This window comes from Acrocarpospora macrocephala (assembly GCF_009687865.1).
In the GTDB taxonomy this organism is placed as follows: domain Bacteria; phylum Actinomycetota; class Actinomycetes; order Streptosporangiales; family Streptosporangiaceae; genus Acrocarpospora; species Acrocarpospora macrocephala.
In genome coordinates this window covers 1-16,932 of record NZ_BLAE01000123.1, presented here as the reverse complement: position 1 = coordinate 16,932, position 16,932 = coordinate 1, and the positions used below count along the sequence as shown (strand labels likewise).

Below are 16,932 nucleotides of genomic sequence, written 5' to 3'. Positions count from 1 at the left end.
CCGCCCGACCCCGCCAGCGCCGTGGCTGCCCCAACGGAATCACAACCACGGCGGTATTTCCCCACCCGCCCAACCCTTTGATTCCCCTCGGGCTCCGCCCGACCCCGACAACGCCGTGGCCGCTCCAACGAAATCACAACCACGGCGTGGGCGGGTGGGAACCCCATTACTATGGGGCGGGTGGGAACCCCACTGCTATGGGTGAGCAGCCGAACAAGCGGCAACCCCGCTCGCTCGACATGCCCGCAACGCCGTACCCGATCGAACCCCTAAACGAGGCGGCGTTCTACCGTGTCGACGATCTCCGCGATCGCGTCCTCGATGGGGACGCCGTTCTTCTGTTCGCCGCTGCGATACCGGAAAGACACCGCCCCCGCGGCGATATCCTCATCCCCCGCCAGCAACATGTAAGGCACCTTCGACTTCTGCGCGTTGCGGATCTTCTTCTGCATGCGATCCGCGGACGTGTCCACCTCGACCCGGATGCCTTTCGCCTTCAACCGCTCCGCGACCTCCAGCAGATACGGCGCGTGCGCGTCCGCGATCGGGATCCCGATCACCTGGACCGGCGCGAGCCAGGCCGGGAAAGCCCCGGCGTAATGCTCGGTGAGCACCCCGAAGAACCGCTCGATCGACCCGAACAGCGCGCGGTGGATCATGACGGGCCGCTGCCGGGTGCCGTCGGCGGCGGAATACTCCAGGTCGAACCGCTCCGGCAGGTTGAAGTCGAGCTGGATGGTCGACATCTGCCAGGTCCGCCCGATCGCGTCTCGCGCCTGCACGGAGATCTTCGGCCCGTAGAAGGCCGCCCCACCGGGATCGAGCACAAGCTCCAGCTTCTCGGATTCGGCGACCTCGCGAAGCGTCTCCGTGGCCTCCACCCAGTCCTCGTCCGTCCCGACGAACTTGACCGGATCCTTGGTCGAAAGCTCCAGGTAGAAATCGTTGAGACCATAGTCACGCAGCAGATCGAGCACGAAGCGCAGCAGCGACTTCAGCTCGTCGCGCATCTGGTCGCGGGTGCAGTAGATGTGCGCGTCGTCCTGCGTGAGGCCCCGCACCCGGGTCAGCCCGTGCACCACCCCGGACTTCTCATACCGATACACGGTCCCGAACTCGAACGTCCGCAGCGGCAGCTCCCGATAGGACCGCCCGCGCGCCCGGAAGATCAGATTGTGCATCGGGCAGTTCATCGGCTTGAGGTAGTACTTGGCGCCTTCGAGCTCCATGGGCGGGAACATCCCGTCCGCGTACCACTCCAGATGCCCGGAGGTCTTATACAGATTGTCCTTCGTGATATGCGGCGTGTTGACGAACGAGTAACCCGCCTCCTCGTGCTTACGCCGCGAGTAGTCCTCCATCACCCGCCGGATCGTCCCCCCCTTCGGGTGGAAGACCGGCAGCCCGGACCCCAGCTCATCAGGGAAGGAGAACAGATCCAGCTCCGCCCCCAGCTTGCGGTGATCCCGCTTCTCCGCCTCAGCCAGGAACTCCAGGTATTCGTCCTGCTTCTCGCGCGACTCCCACGCCGTCCCGTAGATCCGCTGCAACTGCGGGTTCTTCTCGCTCCCCCGCCAGTACGCGCCCCCCGACCGCATCAGCTTGAACGCCGGAATGACCCGGGTGGTCGGCAGATGCGGCCCCCGGCAGAGATCCTTCCAGCACAGCTCCCCGGTCTTGGCGTCCAGGTTGTCGTAGATGGTCAGCTCCCCGCCGCCCACCTCGACATTCGCGCCGTCCTCACCGGACGCGCCGCCTTTGAGCCCGATCAGCTCAAGCTTGTACGGCTCCGCCGCCAGCTCCTCCCGCGCCGCCGCGTCCGACACCGGCCGCCGCGCGAAACGCTGCCCCTGCTTGACGATCTCCCGCATCCGCTTCTCGACCCGCTTGAGATCATCCGGCGTGAACGGCTCCTTGACGTCGAAGTCGTAGTAGAACCCGTTCTCCACCGGCGGCCCGATCCCCAGCTTGGCCTCGGGAAAGAGCTCCTGCACGGCCTGCGCCATCACGTGCGCGGTGGAGTGCCGCAGGATGGCCCGCCCGTCGGCGCTGTCGATGGTGACCGGCTCGACCTCGTCCCCGTCCGCGACGACGGCCGCGAGGTCCTTCAGCTCGCCGCCGGCCCGCGCGGCGATCACCGTTCGCCCGTCGGCTTCGAGCAGTTCGCCATACGTCGTCCCCGCCGCCACCGCACGCTCGGCTCCGGCGAGGGTGAGGTGTATTTCGAGGGCGGCAGACACGATGGCTCCTTCACGAGGTGAGCACGACAAGAACATGCCGACTCTACCGGGCTCGGCGGACCTATTTCGCTCGCTTGTCGGGCGCGCCCAGGGCCAGCAGCTCGGCCAGCGTGCCGGCGAAGAAGTCGAGGTCGATCGGGCTGCCCGCGTACTGGTGAATCGTCCAGGAGTCCCAGGGCGGCGGCACCACCGGACGCCCCATCGGGTGCCCGGGCGCGGTGATCCAGAGCGGGTACGTCTCCAGGCCCTCGCAGTGGCCCGCCAAGGCGAAGTGGGCGTGCGTCCAGACGAGCGGGCGCAGGCCGCAGCGCCGGGCCACCTCGGCGCACCATCTGCGGCCGAACGCGGCGACCTGCTCGGCGGGGAGCGCGTCGTCGCGTTTGAACTCGACGGCGGCCAGGTCGCCGGGCGCGAGCCGTACCGTGTCCAGGAAGTGCCTGGCCTGGGCGAGCGGGTCGCCGTGCGGGTGGGCGACGTGGTAGGCGCCGCGGACCAGGCCGCTGCGGCCCATCGCGGCCCAGTTCTCGGCGAAGCGCGAGTCCACGACGCCGTCGCCGTCGGTCGCCCGCGCGAACGCGAACCCCATGTCGGTCTCGGCGTGCGCGGACCAGTCGACGGCGCCTTGCCAGTCCGAGACATCGATGCCCTGGATCACCGGTATGAGGGTAATGACCGCGCTAACGCGCCGCGAGCAGTTCGGTGAAGAGCTGCTCCCACCGCGGCATCACCACCTCGGGCGAGTACATCCTGGCCGTCTCCAGGGCCGCCGCGCCGAGGCGTTCCCGCAGTTCGGCGTCGTCGGCCAGGCGGGCGATGGCGCGGGCCAGGCCGTCCACGTCCTCGGGCGGCACGAGCAGGCCGTTGACGCCGTCCACGATCACGTCGCCGGGCCCGGTCGGGCAGTCGAATCCGGCGACGGCGAGGCCGTGGGCCATGGCTTCGAGCATGACCATGGGCAGGCCCTCGAACCGGGAGCTGAGCGCGAAGATGGAGGCGTTGGCGAGTTCCTCGTCGAGCCGGGTGGTCCGGCCGCGCAGCCGTACCTGGCCGGGGATCTTGACCATGCGCCGGAGTTCCTGGAGTTTCTGGCCTTCGCCGTAGATGTCCAGGCGCCAGTCGGGGTGTGCCGGTGCGATCTGCTCGAAGGCGGGGATCAGCAGGTCGAAGCCCTTCTGCACGCGCAGCCGCCCGGCCGCGATCACCGTGGGGGCGGTGAGGTCTGAGCGCCTGCGGCCGGCTCCGGAGACCGCGTTGGGGATGTGCGCGGTCCGCACGCCGGGCGCGAGCCGGTGGTAGTCGCCCTGGTCGGTGCGGGTGAGCACGGCCACCACGCGCAGCCGGGGATACCAGCGGGCGATGGACTTGCGGACGGCTTCGTGGTGGGTGCGCAGGTTCATGTGCTCCTGGCCCACGGTGACCAGTCCACGCGGCGCGTGCCGCGCCGCCATCAGGTTGAGGGCGGGCCTGGTGGTGACCAGCACGCCGCCGTCCAGACCGGCGATGTACGCGGTGACCGCGCGTTCCACATGCGGGGTGAAGTAGCGGGCGGCGAACTCCCCGAACGGGACGGCCTTGCCGCGCACCCGCCGCATCACCCGATCGCGGAAGGTGACCTCGGTGCGCCCGGCGCGCTCGTCCACCAGGGCGCCGAGCGACACCCGGGGGTCGATCCTGAACTGGGGCTCGTCGCGGCGGCGGACGACGCTGACCAGCTCGACGTCGTGCCCGAGCGCGGCCATGGCGTTGGCCTGCCCGATCACCGTCCTGATCGTCCCGCCCATCCCGTACGCGTGCAGCAGCAGGTAACGGATCTTCACGGGGTCACGTACCCCCAGCGCTCGCACATCGGGCGGAGCAGGTCGGGAATCTCGTCGGCGCCGGGCAGCTCCCGCCCCGGCTGGACCTCGCCGGAGCGGATCTTGTCCTTCCAGTCGCCGAGGCCCTTGGTGAGCACGCTCTGCTCGCCGTAGCGCAGCATCCCCGGCTCGTACGGAATGGCGAGATACTCGCAGATCTTCCGGACCTCGGCCTCCGGGTCGGCGGTGAGATCCTCATACCGGACGGTGAGACCGGTCAGCCCCTTGCGGGCCCGCTGCACCGCCTTCATGTAGCGCAGCGCGTCGCTCGCGGCCTCCTCCGGCGTACGTTTGACCGGGTCGGCCTCATGCCAGGAGCGGGCGATCGAGACCGGATGCCGGAGCAGGAAGACGAACCGGGCGTCCGGCCAGCAGGTCGAGATGCGCTCCCAGGCGAACGCGTTCGCGGGCGTCTTGTCGACGATGTGGCTCTTGCCGCTTCTGAGCAGTTCGCGGTGGAGGACCCGGTCCCACAGGAGGTGTTCGAGGTCGGCCTGGTTGTGGCCGAGCGCGTGCATGGCGCGTTCCGCGAGGGTGGTGCCGAAGTCCACCTTGAGGCGGCGGACGTGCAGCTCGTGCGGCGCGTGCAGCAGCGAGTGCGCGTTGAGCAGCGAGCGGAGCAGCGTGGACCCGGACCGGACCGGCGACATCACGAACACGGGCGCGCGAAGCAGCCGGTCGGTCCTGGGGTCGGCGGGCGGGCGCACCTCGACCTCGGCGGGCTCGGGAGCCTTGCCGGGTTCGGCTCCGCCGCCGACCTTGGCGATATGGAAGCCGGTGAACTCCCCGAGCGCGGAGTTCACCTTCTGTTTCCAGTTCATGCAGGGGGACCCTAGGTGGCTTTCCTGAGAATTCTCTGGGTCCATGCCCCCAATTGGGTGCCGTTACCCTGTGATCATGGCGCGTAGTTCGGCGATGGCGGCGGTTTCGGCCTCGTAGATGACGGTCAGCCGTTTGCTCAGATCGGCGAACCTGTCCAGGTCGACCACCGCCTTGTCGGCCGCCGCCCGCAGGTCCCAGAGTTCGCGGCCGGCCCGCGCGGCTTCGGGATCGATGCCGTCCGCGATGATGGACTCGCGGATCGTAGCGGTCAGCTCGCGCATCCTGCCATACTCGGACTCGGGCAGGGCCGCCTCGGCGAACCCGTGCCAGAGGCCGTGAATGCGCCGGAACTCCTCCGCCAGGCCGCCCAGGGGAAGGCCCAGGATCGGGGCGGCCTCGTCCAGGCCATCGGCGAACAGGTCGCGCAGGTTGCCGCCGTCCATGCCGACCGGCTCGATCTCTTCCCAGGCCGAGAGCATCGCCCCCGCCAGCCCGCGCCCGTCGGCGAAGACCTTCGGCCAGCCCTTGGCCGCCTTCTCGTCCAGGATGGTCCGGCTCCACTTCCGCCAGGCGGGCAGCGAGAACGAGTCGGACGTGGCGCTCAGATGCTCGGCGCAGTCCGCCAGCCCGGCCCGGACGGCCTCGGCCACGGCGGGCTCCCCCGGACGGGGAACGACCAGGCTGTTCTGGTACGAGACGACTCTGGCCCTGGCCTCGTCCAGCCGTTCCCTGGGCACCCGCAACGGGACGAGGTTGCGATCGTCGAGGAACACCCCAGTCTCGTCCCGCCGGTAGGCGATCACCGGGTGGCCGCCGCGCCCGTCCAGGTGGGCGGGCAGCTGCCAGTAGCCGAGGTGGTATCGGTCGGGCAGGATCACACACGCCCGCCCCGCGTCGAGTTCGGCCGTCAGCCGCTGTGCCGCGCCCTTCGCCCCGCCGGTGCTGTGCGCGTCGAACGGCACGTTCAGCCGGGTGAGCGTCTTCTCCATCCAGCGCCGCGGGTACTGCCACTGGTTTCGAAAGCCGAGCACGAGCGTGCGGCTGTCGTCGTGCTTCCACTCCCAGAGGATGTATCCCGCGCCGAGTCCGCCACCGGCCACGAACACCAGCGGCTCGGTGATCTCGGCGCCCGCGTTGCGGAGGATATTGGTGATCACGGCGCTGTCCGGGTGCCGTCCCCCGTGTAGCCGCCAGCCGCCGTCGGCGGCCGGGCTCTCCCCTGGGCCTACCAGGTGCCGCCTGGCGGTGGTGTAGCTCTCGCCGGTTTTCGCCATCCGGGCCCGGATGCGGGCCTTGAGCTGCTTCTTGTCGGTCATCGCATGACTCCGCTCGCGGCACGCGCCGAACCCGGCCCACGCCCGCTATCCGGCTTGCCGCAAGGTCATGATTTCCGAGACCGCGTCTCCCGAGGCGCGTCGAGTCCCCTTTGCCTCCGCGTTCGGCAAGCCGCGTGGGTGCTCGCTGAGGAGGTTCGGCGTGAGAGTTCGCCGGACCTCAGTGTAGGGGCACCCAAACCCCCGTGCCTACTGTCCCAGTAGGTCAATGGCAATCAGATATGCCATCCCACCTATCATGATCAGGATCATCAAGATCCCAATGAGCCGAGCCACGAACGCCCCCTAATTTGACCGGATACATACCTGTATACCCGACAAATCAGACAAAAGACGCATTGAACTGTAAAGTTCTGTGGTCAGGCTTTGGGGATCTGTACCGAAATCTCCCCGCCCAGGTGGAAGCCGGTCGCCAGATCGAGGTCGTCGCCGCTCCAGAACCTGCCGGGGTCGTACCAGTTCGGCTTACGGCGGTCGGTCAGCAGCCCCATCTCCTCGTACGTCACCGCGACCACCTCAGCGCAGTACGCGCTCTCCAGCGCCATCTCCCGCGAACGCCGCGACGGCAGCCGCCCCCGGATCCACCGCCCCGCCAGCCGCGCCGTCGACGGGAACGGCGTCCCGTCCAGCCGGGCCACCGTCCGCAGCACGGCGTCCTCCATCTCCCGCGTCGCCGGCGGTTCGAGCTGGCGCAACCAGCCGCGCTGGCCGTACCTGTTGGCCCAGACGAGCACCGCCTCGCGCAGGTCGTGCAGCTGCACGCCGCGCTGCCGGGTCCCCGACCACACGTCCGGCAGCGACCGCCCCAGCTCCGCGTGCCACATCAGCGGCGGCAGATCCTCGATCACCACCGACATGCCGACGTGGTTGACCGGGCTGTTGGTCGTCATCTGAATGGCCCGGTCAGGCACGGAACGCCCCCGGAACACCCACACGTCCCCGGTCCTGGTCAGATTAAGCGCTTCGTCAAGACTGATCCCGCTCACACCGCTACCCTAGGCACATGCGCTGGTGGAAGATACTCGGCTTGGCCGCCTTCGCGGGCGTCGCCGCGACCGGAGTCGTCATCGCCCGGGGCGAGCGCCGCCGTCGCGCGTACACCCCCGACGAGATCCGCGCCAAACTCCGCGAACGCCACAGCGAGTCAACGCCTCAGTAAACCCCTTCGTCCAACGAAGGCGGGACCGAATTTGACCAGACATAGGGCATTCGTCCCGGTTTGGCGGGGAGTGGCTACTAGGGAGGAAAAACCGGTTCATACCGGATGAATACTCCTCCTCACCGCCGACACACGGGGGACTGATCATGCAAGCACTGGTGTACAACGGCGCGCGTGATGTGGTCGTGACAGAGGTGCCCGACGCTCGCATAGAACGGCCGACGGACGTCCTGGTACGCATCACCACGACCAACATCTGCGGTTCCGACCTGCACATGTACGAAGGCCGCACGACCATGGAACCGGGCCGGGTGCTCGGCCACGAGAACCTCGGCGAGGTGGTCGAGATCGGCTCCGCCGTGGACCGGATCAAGATGGGCGACATGGTCTGCCTGCCGTTCAACGTCGCCTGCGGCCACTGCAAGAACTGCGAGGCGGGGCTCACCGGCTTCTGCCTCACCCTCAACCCCGGAACCGCCGGGGCCGCGTACGGCTTCGCCGGCATGGGCCCCTTCAACGGCGGCCAGGCCGAACTCCTGCGCGTGCCGTACGGCGACTTCAACTGCCTGCGGCTGCCGGTCGACGCGAAGGAGAAGGAGAACGACTACGTGATGTTGTCGGACATCTTCCCGACCGGCTGGCACTGCACGGAACTGGCCGGACTGCGGCCCGGCGAGTCGGCCGTGGTGTACGGCGCGGGCCCGATCGGCCTGATGGCCGCCTACTCGGCGCTGCTCAAGGGCGCCAGCAAGGTCCTGGTCGTCGACCGCCACCCCGACCGGCTGCGCCTGGCGGAGCAGATCGGCGCCATCGCGATCGACGACTCCAAGGCCTCGCCGGTGGAGCAGATCCTCAACCTGACCGGCGGTGAGGGCGCCGACCGGGGCTGCGAGTGCGTCGGCTACCAGGCGCACGACCCGCAGGGCCACGAGCACCCCAACATGACCATGAACAACCTGGTGCGGTCGGTCCGCCCGACCGGCGGCATCGGCGTGGTGGGCGTCTTCCTGCCCCAGGACCCGGGCGCGCCCGACGACAGCACCAGAAGGGGCGAGATCCCCTTCGACATGGGCCTGTTCTGGTTCAAGGGCCAGAAGATCGGCACCGGCCAGGCGAACGTGAAGGCGTACAACCGGCGGCTGCGCAACCTCATCCACACCGGCCGGGCCACGCCGTCGTTCGTCATCTCGCACGAGCTGCCGCTGGAGCAGGCTCCGGAGGGCTACCGCCACTTCGACGCCCGCGACGAGGGCTGGACCAAGGTCGTCCTGCACCCTGACGGCCGGCACCGCTAACGTTCGCGCCCGCGCGGGCGCAGGGTGGTGCCGGGCAGGGCCGGGGCGCGCAGTCTCGGGCCGTCGAATCCCGTGACCTCGCCGAAGCCCCGGCCCGCCTCCCAGTTCTCGCGGAACTCCACGATGTCCTCGTGGCTGCGGCCCACGAAGTTCCACCACATCACGATCTCCTCCTCGAACGGCTCGCCGCCGAGGAGCAGCAGGCGGGAGGGCTCGAGCGCCCGGATGGAAAGCTCCTCCCGGCCCGCGCCCAGGTAGAGCAGGGGTCCGGGTTCCAGCGTGCCGCCCTCGATTTCGGCGGCTCCGGACAGGGTGATCACGGCATGTTCGAAGTCGGCCCGCAGCGGGATGCTCAGGGACGAGGTCACGAGGATCTCCGCGCCCACCAGCGGCGTGTACGTCGTCGCGGGCGACGTCATGCCCGCCAGCTGACCCATGATCACCGTAATCTCGGCCCCGTCCGGCCAGGTCAGGATAGGCAACGCCGCGTGATGTTCGAAATGCGGGGCGACGTCCCGGTCGGTCCCCGGAAGCGCCACCCACAGCTGCGCCCCGTGGATCCTGCCGTACGCGGATTCCTCCGAGTGCGAGATCCCCCGCCCCGAGGTCATCAGGTTCAGCTGGCCCGGCTTGATCAGCTGCTCGCTGCCCACCGAGTCGCGGTGCAGGACCTCGCCCTCGACCAGCCAGCTCACCGTCTGCAGCCCGGTGTGCGGATGCGGCGGCACCCGCATGTCCGCCTCCTCCGGCCCGTACGCGTCCAGGAAACACCAGGCCCCCACCATGCGCCGCCCCCGAGTCGGCAGCGTCCGGCTGACCCGCAGCCCCCGTGGCCCGCCGAGCACCACATCCCGGCCGGTTGACAACTCGAACGTCGGCCCTGGCGCCCCGTGCGCGCCGCAGACGGCTTCCCGGGGCTCTGGCTCAAGGTTGCTCATCCTCCGACTTTACGGGGGCGGCCAGAGTGGCCACCTCCTCCTCGATCCGCGCGGCGACTTCCCCGAAGGCGGCGAGCTCGTGGCCGAGTTGCTCCAGCTCGGCGCCGCCGGCCATGAGCTGGGTGAGCTCGGCCACGGTGATGTCGTCCTTGCCGTACTCGCCGAGGCTGCGGCCGCGTTTGAGGAGCAGGAAACGATCGCCGACCGGGTAGGCGTGGTGCGGGTTGTGGGTGATGAAGATGACGCCGAGGCCGCGCTGCCGGGCCTGCATGATGTAGCGCAGCACCACCCCGGCCTGCTTGACCCCCAGCGCCGAGGTGGGCTCGTCCAGGATCAGGACCCGCGCGCCGAAGTGCACGGCCCGCGCGATGGCGACCGACTGGCGCTCGCCGCCGGACAGCGTGCCGACCGGCTGCTCGGGATCGCGGATCTCGATGCCCATGTCGAGGAGCTCGCGCCGGGTGGTCTCCTTGGCGCGGGCGATGTCGAGGCGCCGCAGCGGCCCCCAGCCCTTGGTGGGCTCCGAGCCGAGGAAGAAGTTCCGCCAGACCGGCATCAGCGGGACCATCGCCAGGTCCTGGTAGACGGTCGCGATCCCCCGGTCCAGCGCCTCGCGCGGGCTGTCCAGGCGGACCGCCGACCCGTCGATCAGGTACTCGCCGCTGTCATGCCGATGCGCGCCCGAAAGAATCTTGATAAATGTGGACTTGCCCGCGCCGTTGTCGCCCAGCACGCACGTCACCGTGCCCCCGCTGACCTGGGTGGAGACGTCCGCGAGGGCGACGACGGAGCCGAACTGCTTGCCGATGCCGCGAACCTCGAGCAAAGGACTCATTTCCCGGCCTCCTCCGCGTACCGGCGGACGAACTGGTTGGTGAGCACGGCCAGCAGCAACATCGCCCCCAGGAAGAACTTGAACCAGTCGGCGTCCCACCCGACGTACACGATGCCCTGGGAGACCATGCCGAAGATGAGCGCCCCGAGGGTGGCGCCGGCGGCGGAGCCGTACCCGCCGGTGAGCAGGCAGCCGCCGATGACGGCGGCGACGATGTAGATGAGCTCCTGGCCGATGCCGGAGTTGGCCTGGATGGAGGTGAGCCGCAGGATCGTCATCGTGCCGACCAGCCAGGCGGCCACGGCGGTGGTCACGAACAGGGTGATCTTCGTGCGGACCACGGGCACGCCCACGTTGCGGGCCGCCCGGACGTCGCCGCCGACGCTGAACACCCAGTTGCCGAAGGCGGTCCTGCGCAGCACGTACACGGCCAGGGCGGTCAGCCCGATCCACCACAGGATCGAGACCCGGAACGCGCCGCCGAACAGCGACACGGTGGACGCGAACACCATCGAGGCGCTGTGGTAGCCGGGCACGTCGGCGAGGCCGCGGATCAGGACCGTGCCGGTGATCAGCTTGGTGACCCCCAGGTTGAGGCCCTGCAGCATGAGGAAGCTGCCCAGCGTGATGATGAAGCTGGGCAGGCCGGTCCGCATCACCAGATAGCCGTTGAGGAAGCCGACCGCCACCGCGAACACCAGCGACACGGCGATCGCGAGCCAGACGTTCCACCCGAGCCGCGTCGCCACCAGGCCGGTGACGATCGCGGTCGAACCGGTCATGACCCCCGTCGACAGGTCGAACTCGCCGCCGATCATCAGCAGGGCCACGGCGACGGCCATGATCCCCAGGGTGGAGGCCGGGTCCAGCCAGTTGGCGATCCCCGCCGGGCCCCGGAACACCTCCGACAGCGTGGCGAAGAAGGCGAACACGACCAGCGCGCCGACCAGCGCGCCGATCTCCGGCCGGGCCAGCACCCGCCTGACCCGATGCCGCTCCGGCGCGGCGCTGCGCCGCGCCGGAGCCTCCTGATCGACCGTCACCGGGTGCCCTTGCCGGTGAGCTCGGCCACCTGGGCCGCGTTCTCCTTGGTCACGAACCCGGGCCCGGTCAGCACGGGGTGCCCGCCCCCGGCCACGTTGAGGTTGGTCTGGTAGAGGTTGAGCAGCACGATCGGCAGGTATCCCTGCAGGTACTGCTGCTGGTCGATGGCGAACAGGATCTCCCCCGCCTGCACCGACTTGATCACGTCGGCGTTGAGGTCGAAGGTGGCGACCTTGGCGGCCGAGCCCGCGCCCTTGACCGCGCCCACGGCGGCGGCGCCGACGGCCGGGTTCAGCGCGAGCACGCCGTTGACCGAGGTGTCGGCCTGCAGCTTGGACTGGATGGTGGACTGCGCCTCCTGCAGGTTGTTGATGTCCACCTGGAGGTTCTCCACCGAGCCGCCGAGCGTCTCCCCCGCGCCCTTGCACCGCTGCTCAAGACCGACGTTTCCCGCTTCGTGCACGACGCAGACGAGCTTGCCGACCCCCGCCTCCTTGAGCTTGGCGCCCGCGCCCTGCCCGGCCACCAGCTCGTCCTGCCCGACATGGGTGATCGCCCCGAACTCGACGGACTTGTCCTGCCCGGAGTTGATGGTGATCACCGGAATCCCGGCCTGCACGGCCCCCTCGATGGAGGCGCGCAGCGCGTCCGGGTTGGCCATCGAGACCACGATGCCGTTGACCTTCTTGTTCACCGCGGCGTCGATCAGCTGGGACTGGCGCTGCGGGTCGCCGTCGCCCTCGTAGGTGACGGTCACGCCGAGGTCGGTCCCGGCGGTCTCGGCCCCGTTCTTGACCACGTCCCAGAACGCGTCGCCGACCCCGCCGTGGGTGACGACGGCGTACGTGGCGGCGCCGGCGGCCGGCGCGGCGGCGGGCGCGGCGGGGGTGGTGGTCGCGGACCCGGACGGGCTCGCGGGGCTCGTGCAGGCGGCGACGGCCAGCACGCAGGCGAGCACCAACGGCTTCGGACGGAACATGGGGGTCTCCCTTCACCGGCTCAAATCCCCGATGTGATAGATGTTCTTGCCTTCCCGGAAGCCAGACATGTCAGGACTTTGTAATGACATACATTCGTTACGGAACACGAAACAGCCCCTGACGCCAGCGCGTCAGGGGCTGTTTCCGGAGCGGAGCGGGTCAGCTCACGGCGGCTCCGTTGACCGACAGGATGCGGTCCGACGGCGGGACCGCCGGGAAGGACCCGGTGTCCACGATGCCGTGCTCGAGGTAGGCGGCCTCGATCAGGGCGTGCGCGTTGGCCTCCAGCTTCCACAGCGAGCGGTACTCGCGGGCGGTGTCCACCGGGATGCCGGTCTCGCGCGCGATGTCGGCCGCCCGGGGCACCCACTTCTTCTCGATCTGCGCGTCCCAGTACGCCCGCGCCGTGCGGATCATGGTCGCCCGCTGCATGGTGTCCACCGGCGTCTCCTGCCGGGACTCGCGGCGCTCGTCCTCGTCGTCGGGCGCCATCAGGGCGAGCATCGGCGGCGTGGCCGGCTCCTCCGGCTCCCACGGCACCGGCGGGTGCAGGTCGATGAGGGCGGTGGTGTTGTAGAGGGCGCCGATCTGGGACAGCAGCGCCTCCTGGCGGGCCTGGTCGATGGCGAGCCCGGTGTGCTCCACCGCCTGGTCCATGGCCCGGTCCAGCTTGGTGAGGGCCGCCCGCATGCGGCGGTCGGAGGCGCCGGCGGCGCGCAGCGCCCGGGCCCGCTTGGCGGCCAGCGCCACCCGGGTCAGGCGGCGGTGCGCGTCCACCTCGGAGGCGGTCCGGTCGCTGGCCTCGGCCAGGCCGAGGCGGACCATGGCCCGCTCGGGGGTGAGCCGCCAGTGGATGCGCTGGCGGCCGCTGATGCGGTGCCGCTCGATGGCCATGCCGCGCTCCCAGAGCCAGGCGGCGACCAGCGGCGCGGCCAGCCGGAACAGGGCCTCGGGCAGGCTGCGGGCGTCCATGCTGGACAGCACGGCCGAAAGCCCGGTCAGCGCCCACACGGCGATGCCGTCGATGCCGGCCGAGTAGTTCTCGCGCATGTTGCGGCGAGCCCGCACGGCGCTGGTGATGACCGCGACCTCGATGAACGCGAACAGCAGCAGGCGCAGCGGCCCGTCGAAGCCCAGCACGTCGCCGGAGAAGCGCCACATGCCCTGAGCGGACACGCCGGTGGCGATGCTGGCGGCGACGACGGTGAGGATGTCCTCGGCCGGGCGGACGGCCACATAGTTACGGATGAACCGGGAGCAGGCCCGGTAGAGGGCGCGCAGCGCGAACAGGGCGATGAATATGGCGACCAGTGCGAATACGCCGAGGATGGCCGCTCCGACGGGATTGGCAGACACGAAGGCGGTGAGTTGATCTAAAGGTGGCATCAGTCCGTCATTCCTCGATGTCCGACGGGATATCGACGCGATCATTCCAGAATGTCGACGAATCCGCGCGCGAAACTCCTGGGACCCTTGGGAAATCAGGGGTTCCAGGCCATCCGGCCGGACAATCCGGGGCTCCATCTATGCGGGTCTAACCGTACGAATCCGGTTTCCCCTGGGCCGGATCGATGCTAGATCTCGTCTTGTGCTGCCGCCGCCCCCCGAAGGAGCACCACATTGGACGCCAGCGTTCCGAATGACCCAGGCGACCCCGCCGACCTGGTCAAAGGAGCGGCGTGCGGGGACTCGTCCTCGTGGAACGTTCTCGTGACGCGGTTCAGCGGGCTGATCTGGGCGGTCACCGGGGGTTTCGGCCTGGCCCACGACGACCGTTCCGACGTCTGCCAGACCACCTGGCTGAAGCTGGCCGAGCAGCTGGACCGGATCGAGCATCCGGAGCGGATCGGCGGCTGGCTGGCCACCACCGCCAGGCGGGAGGCGATCCGGCTGGCCAGGGCCCGGCAGCGGGTCACCCCCACGGCCGACGCGTTCGTGTTCGACCTGAGCCCCGACGAGCGCTCCCCCGAACGCCTGCTCCTGGAGGCCGAGCAGGTGCACCTGGACGCGGCCAGGATGCGGCGGCTGCTGCGCGCCTTCGAGCAGCTGTCGGTGCGCTGCCGCCGCCTGCTGCGGGTGCAGCTGGCCAGCCCGCCGCCCAGCTACGCCGAGGTCGCCGCCGGTCTGGACATGCCGATCGGCAGCATCGGCCCGACCCGGGCCAGGTGCCTGAAGACGCTGCGGGCCAAGCTCACGCCCGACAGTTATGACGAGCAAGCCTGAATCGCATGTATCAGGGGCCTTCGGCTTCGCTCCTACAGAGTGTGACGATCCTCGCTGACCTGAGGGAAACCCTTGTCGGGCGCGCCGCGGAGCGGGCCGCGCTGGCGGCCCAGCTCGATCTCGCCCGCTCCGGCAGCCCGCGCCTGGTCCTCGTCGAGGGCCCGTGCGGGATGGGCAAGACCGCGCTGGTGCGGTGCGCGCTCGCCGGGGCCCCCGATTTCCGCGTGCTCCCGGCCAGCGGCGAGGAGATGGAGACCGCCCTGCCGTACGGGGTGGTCGCGCAGCTGCTCGCGCGGGCCGGGCGGGCGGGGCCGGTCACCGGCGCCGGCCCGGTCCAGGTCGGCGGGGTGCTGCTCGAGCTCCTCGGCGAGCTGCAGGAGCACGGCCCGGTGGCGATCGTGGTCGACGACGCGCACTGGGCCGACACGGCCTCGCTGCACGCGCTCACCTTCGCGCTGCGCCGCCTGCTCGCCGACCGGGTGCTGGTGGTCGTGGTCACCCGCGACCAGTCCGACGCCCGCCTGCCCGAGGGCCTGCGCCGCCTGCTGGCCGACGCCGTACGGCTCACGCTGACCGGCCTCAGCGTGGCCGAGCTGGGCGACCTGGCCGGGCGCAGCGGGCTGACGCTGGGCACCGCCGCCCTGGCCCGGCTGCGCTCGCACACCGGCGGCAACCCGTTCTACGCCGGGGCGCTGCTCCGGCAGGCCCCGGCCGAGGTGCTGGCCGATCCGCTGGGGTGGCTGCCCGCCCCCCGGCCGTACGCGGGAGACGTGGCCGACCGGCTGGCCCGGCTGGGCGGCGAGACCCGCGCCCTGGTGGAGGCGGCCAGCGTGCTCGGCGAGTCGTGCCCGCTCTGGCAGGCCGAGCGGCTGGCCGGGATCGCGGACGGGATCACCCTGCTGGACGAGGCCGTCGACCTGGACCTGCTGGCGCACGGGTTCGCCGCCGGGGAGCTGGTGGTGGCGTTCCCGCACCCGCTCACCCGGGCGGCCGTCTACCAGGGCCTGCGCCCGCGGGACCGGACCCGGCTGCACCGGGACGCGGCCAAGCTGGTGGCCGACGGGGCGACCCGGCTGCGGCACCGCATGCGGGCGGTGCTGCGGGCCGACGACGGCCTGGCGGCCGAGATGGCGGAGATGGCGCGGGAGCAGGCGGCCGGCGGGCTGTGGGAACCCGCCGCCGACCATCTGGCCTGCGCGGCCCAGCTGACCACCTCGCGCCGGGAGCGGGCCCTGTGCCACGCGGAGGCGGTGCACGCGCTGCTCCAGTCGGGCCAGGTGGAGCGGGCGTCGGAGATCGCGGCGGGGCCGATCGCGCTGCCGGCGGCGCGGGCCTTCGTGTCGGGGGCGCTGGAACAGGTCACCGGGGACAGCGGGCGGGCGCTGACGCTGCTGGAGGCGGCGTGGCGGCACTGCGTGCCCGCCGAGGAGCCGGTCCTGGCCCGGCGGATCGCGAGTTCGCTGTCGCTGCTGCACCTGGTGCACGACCGGGCCGAGTCGGCTTTGACCTGGTCGCGGCGGGCGCTGGCCTTCTCAGCTCCCGGCGCCGATCTGCTGCGGTATTTCCACGCGGTCAGCGCGTTCCTGGCCGGGCAGGGCGACGATCTGAGCGAGCTGCCGGATCCGGCGATCGCGACCGGCGAGGAGCGGGACACGCTGATCGCCCGGGGCGCGATCAGGACCTGGTGCGGCGACCTGGCGGGCGCGCACGCCGATCTGGCCGGGGTGGCGGCCGGAGCAGGGCCAGCCGACGTGCCGGCGCGGCTGCTGGTCACCGCGCTGCTGGCGCAGGTGGAGGTGCGGCTCGGGCGGTGGGACGACGCGCTCGCGCACGGCACGCTGGTGGTGTCGCTGGAGGAGGACTGCGGGCAGTACTGGCTGACGCCGTATGTGAACGCGCTGCTGGTGTGGCCGCTGGCGGCGCGCGGCGAGTTCGAGCAGGCCGAGGCGCGGTTGCGGGACGTCAGGACGCCGAGCGTGGCGGCGGGCGGGTATCTGGCGACGGCGGCGGCGTTCCTGGCCGCCGCGCGGGGGGATCCGGAGGGGGTGGTCTCCGTGCTGTGGCCGCTGACCAGGATCAGGCACGCGTCGGGGATCTCCGAGCCCGGGGTGCTGCCGTGGCCGGATCTGCTGGTGGAGGCGCTGGTGGCGGTGGGGCGGCTGGCGGAGGCTCAGGCCGTACACGATCGGTACGCGGAGCCGGCGGC

At 70.6% G+C, this 16,932-nt stretch carries 15 protein-coding genes; 4 read left to right on the top strand and 11 right to left on the bottom strand.

Going from position 1 to position 16,932, the window contains the following annotated elements:
- Positions 1-269: 269 nt before the first annotated feature.
- From thrS to Amac_RS52410, 6 genes are all read right to left on the bottom strand, one after another.
- Positions 270-2,240 carry a threonine--tRNA ligase gene (gene thrS, locus Amac_RS52435; protein WP_155361907.1) on the bottom strand — a complete coding sequence of 657 codons (1,971 nt, stop codon included), beginning with the start codon at positions 2,238-2,240 and terminating at the stop codon, positions 270-272.
- A gap of 61 nt (positions 2,241-2,301) precedes the next feature.
- Positions 2,302-2,895: a glycoside hydrolase family 25 protein gene (locus Amac_RS52430; protein ID WP_170323092.1), complete on the bottom strand. Its 594-nt coding sequence runs from the start codon at positions 2,893-2,895 to the stop codon at positions 2,302-2,304.
- 22 nt (positions 2,896-2,917) lie between these two features.
- Positions 2,918-4,057 (bottom strand): glycosyltransferase family 4 protein, encoded by a 1,140-nt coding sequence (locus Amac_RS52425; protein ID WP_155361905.1) that lies wholly within the window; start codon positions 4,055-4,057, stop codon positions 2,918-2,920.
- Positions 4,054-4,917: a sulfotransferase family protein gene (locus Amac_RS52420; protein ID WP_155361904.1), complete on the bottom strand. Its 864-nt coding sequence runs from the start codon at positions 4,915-4,917 to the stop codon at positions 4,054-4,056. Before Amac_RS52420 ends, Amac_RS52425 begins: the two co-directional genes overlap by 4 nt.
- 63 nt (positions 4,918-4,980) lie before the next feature.
- Positions 4,981-6,234, bottom strand: a complete 1,254-nt coding sequence (locus Amac_RS52415) for a BtrH N-terminal domain-containing protein (RefSeq protein ID WP_218041794.1) — start codon at positions 6,232-6,234, stop codon at positions 4,981-4,983.
- A gap of 377 nt (positions 6,235-6,611) precedes the next feature.
- Positions 6,612-7,229, bottom strand: coding sequence for a hypothetical protein (locus tag Amac_RS52410; protein ID WP_218041796.1), 618 nt, complete (start codon positions 7,227-7,229; stop codon positions 6,612-6,614).
- Positions 7,230-7,255: 26 nt separating this feature from the next.
- Between Amac_RS52410 and Amac_RS54340 the strand changes: the two genes are divergently transcribed.
- Together Amac_RS54340 and Amac_RS52405 are read left to right on the top strand one after the other, a co-directional pair.
- Positions 7,256-7,411, top strand: coding sequence for a hypothetical protein (locus tag Amac_RS54340; RefSeq protein WP_170323091.1), 156 nt, complete (start codon positions 7,256-7,258; stop codon positions 7,409-7,411).
- Positions 7,412-7,557: 146 nt separating this feature from the next.
- The gene (locus Amac_RS52405) at positions 7,558-8,706 is read left to right on the top strand and encodes a glutathione-independent formaldehyde dehydrogenase (RefSeq protein ID WP_155361902.1); all 1,149 of its coding nucleotides are present in this window, start codon (positions 7,558-7,560) and stop codon (positions 8,704-8,706) included.
- Here Amac_RS52405 and Amac_RS52400 read toward each other — a convergent pair.
- The 5 genes from Amac_RS52400 to Amac_RS52380 all read right to left on the bottom strand — a co-directional run bounded on the left by Amac_RS52400 (position 8,703) and on the right by Amac_RS52380 (position 13,889).
- Positions 8,703-9,644 (bottom strand): pirin family protein, encoded by a 942-nt coding sequence (locus Amac_RS52400; RefSeq protein ID WP_155361901.1) that lies wholly within the window; start codon positions 9,642-9,644, stop codon positions 8,703-8,705. The genes Amac_RS52405 and Amac_RS52400 overlap by 4 nt on opposite strands.
- Complete coding sequence (locus Amac_RS52395; RefSeq protein ID WP_155361900.1) at positions 9,631-10,479, bottom strand: ATP-binding cassette domain-containing protein; 849 nt, start codon at positions 10,477-10,479, stop codon at positions 9,631-9,633. The genes Amac_RS52400 and Amac_RS52395 overlap by 14 nt, the downstream gene beginning before the upstream one ends.
- Complete coding sequence (locus Amac_RS52390) at positions 10,476-11,522, bottom strand: ABC transporter permease (RefSeq protein WP_246269252.1); 1,047 nt, start codon at positions 11,520-11,522, stop codon at positions 10,476-10,478. The genes Amac_RS52395 and Amac_RS52390 overlap by 4 nt, the downstream gene beginning before the upstream one ends.
- The gene (locus tag Amac_RS52385) at positions 11,519-12,502 is read right to left on the bottom strand and encodes a sugar ABC transporter substrate-binding protein (protein ID WP_155361899.1); all 984 of its coding nucleotides are present in this window, start codon (positions 12,500-12,502) and stop codon (positions 11,519-11,521) included. The genes Amac_RS52390 and Amac_RS52385 overlap by 4 nt, the downstream gene beginning before the upstream one ends.
- Before the next feature lie 160 nt (positions 12,503-12,662).
- Positions 12,663-13,889, bottom strand: coding sequence for a hypothetical protein (locus Amac_RS52380; protein WP_155361898.1), 1,227 nt, complete (start codon positions 13,887-13,889; stop codon positions 12,663-12,665).
- A 234-nt stretch (positions 13,890-14,123) separates the two neighbouring features.
- On the opposite strand from Amac_RS52380, the gene Amac_RS52375 reads away from it, so the two are divergent.
- Together Amac_RS52375 and Amac_RS52370 are read left to right on the top strand one after the other, a co-directional pair.
- The gene (locus tag Amac_RS52375; protein WP_170323090.1) at positions 14,124-14,726 is read left to right on the top strand and encodes an RNA polymerase sigma factor; all 603 of its coding nucleotides are present in this window, start codon (positions 14,124-14,126) and stop codon (positions 14,724-14,726) included.
- Positions 14,727-14,767: 41 nt separating this feature from the next.
- Positions 14,768-16,932, top strand: a 2,165-nt coding sequence (locus Amac_RS52370) for an AAA family ATPase (protein WP_170323089.1), incomplete at its 3' end; no start/stop codon positions are given.

Coding starts and splice junctions, on each gene's coding strand:
- Amac_RS52420 (WP_155361904.1), bottom strand. CDS start 4,917: ATGAACTGGAAACAGAAGGTGAACTCCGCGCTCGGGGAGTTCACCGGC.
- Amac_RS52415 (WP_218041794.1), bottom strand. CDS start 6,234: ATGACCGACAAGAAGCAGCTCAAGGCCCGCATCCGGGCCCGGATGGCG.
- Amac_RS54340 (WP_170323091.1), top strand. CDS start 7,256: ATGCGCTGGTGGAAGATACTCGGCTTGGCCGCCTTCGCGGGCGTCGCC.
- Amac_RS52405 (WP_155361902.1), top strand. CDS start 7,558: ATGCAAGCACTGGTGTACAACGGCGCGCGTGATGTGGTCGTGACAGAG.
- Amac_RS52400 (WP_155361901.1), bottom strand. CDS start 9,644: ATGAGCAACCTTGAGCCAGAGCCCCGGGAAGCCGTCTGCGGCGCGCAC.
- Amac_RS52395 (WP_155361900.1), bottom strand. CDS start 10,479: ATGAGTCCTTTGCTCGAGGTTCGCGGCATCGGCAAGCAGTTCGGCTCC.
- Amac_RS52385 (WP_155361899.1), bottom strand. CDS start 12,502: ATGTTCCGTCCGAAGCCGTTGGTGCTCGCCTGCGTGCTGGCCGTCGCC.
- Amac_RS52380 (WP_155361898.1), bottom strand. CDS start 13,889: ATGCCACCTTTAGATCAACTCACCGCCTTCGTGTCTGCCAATCCCGTC.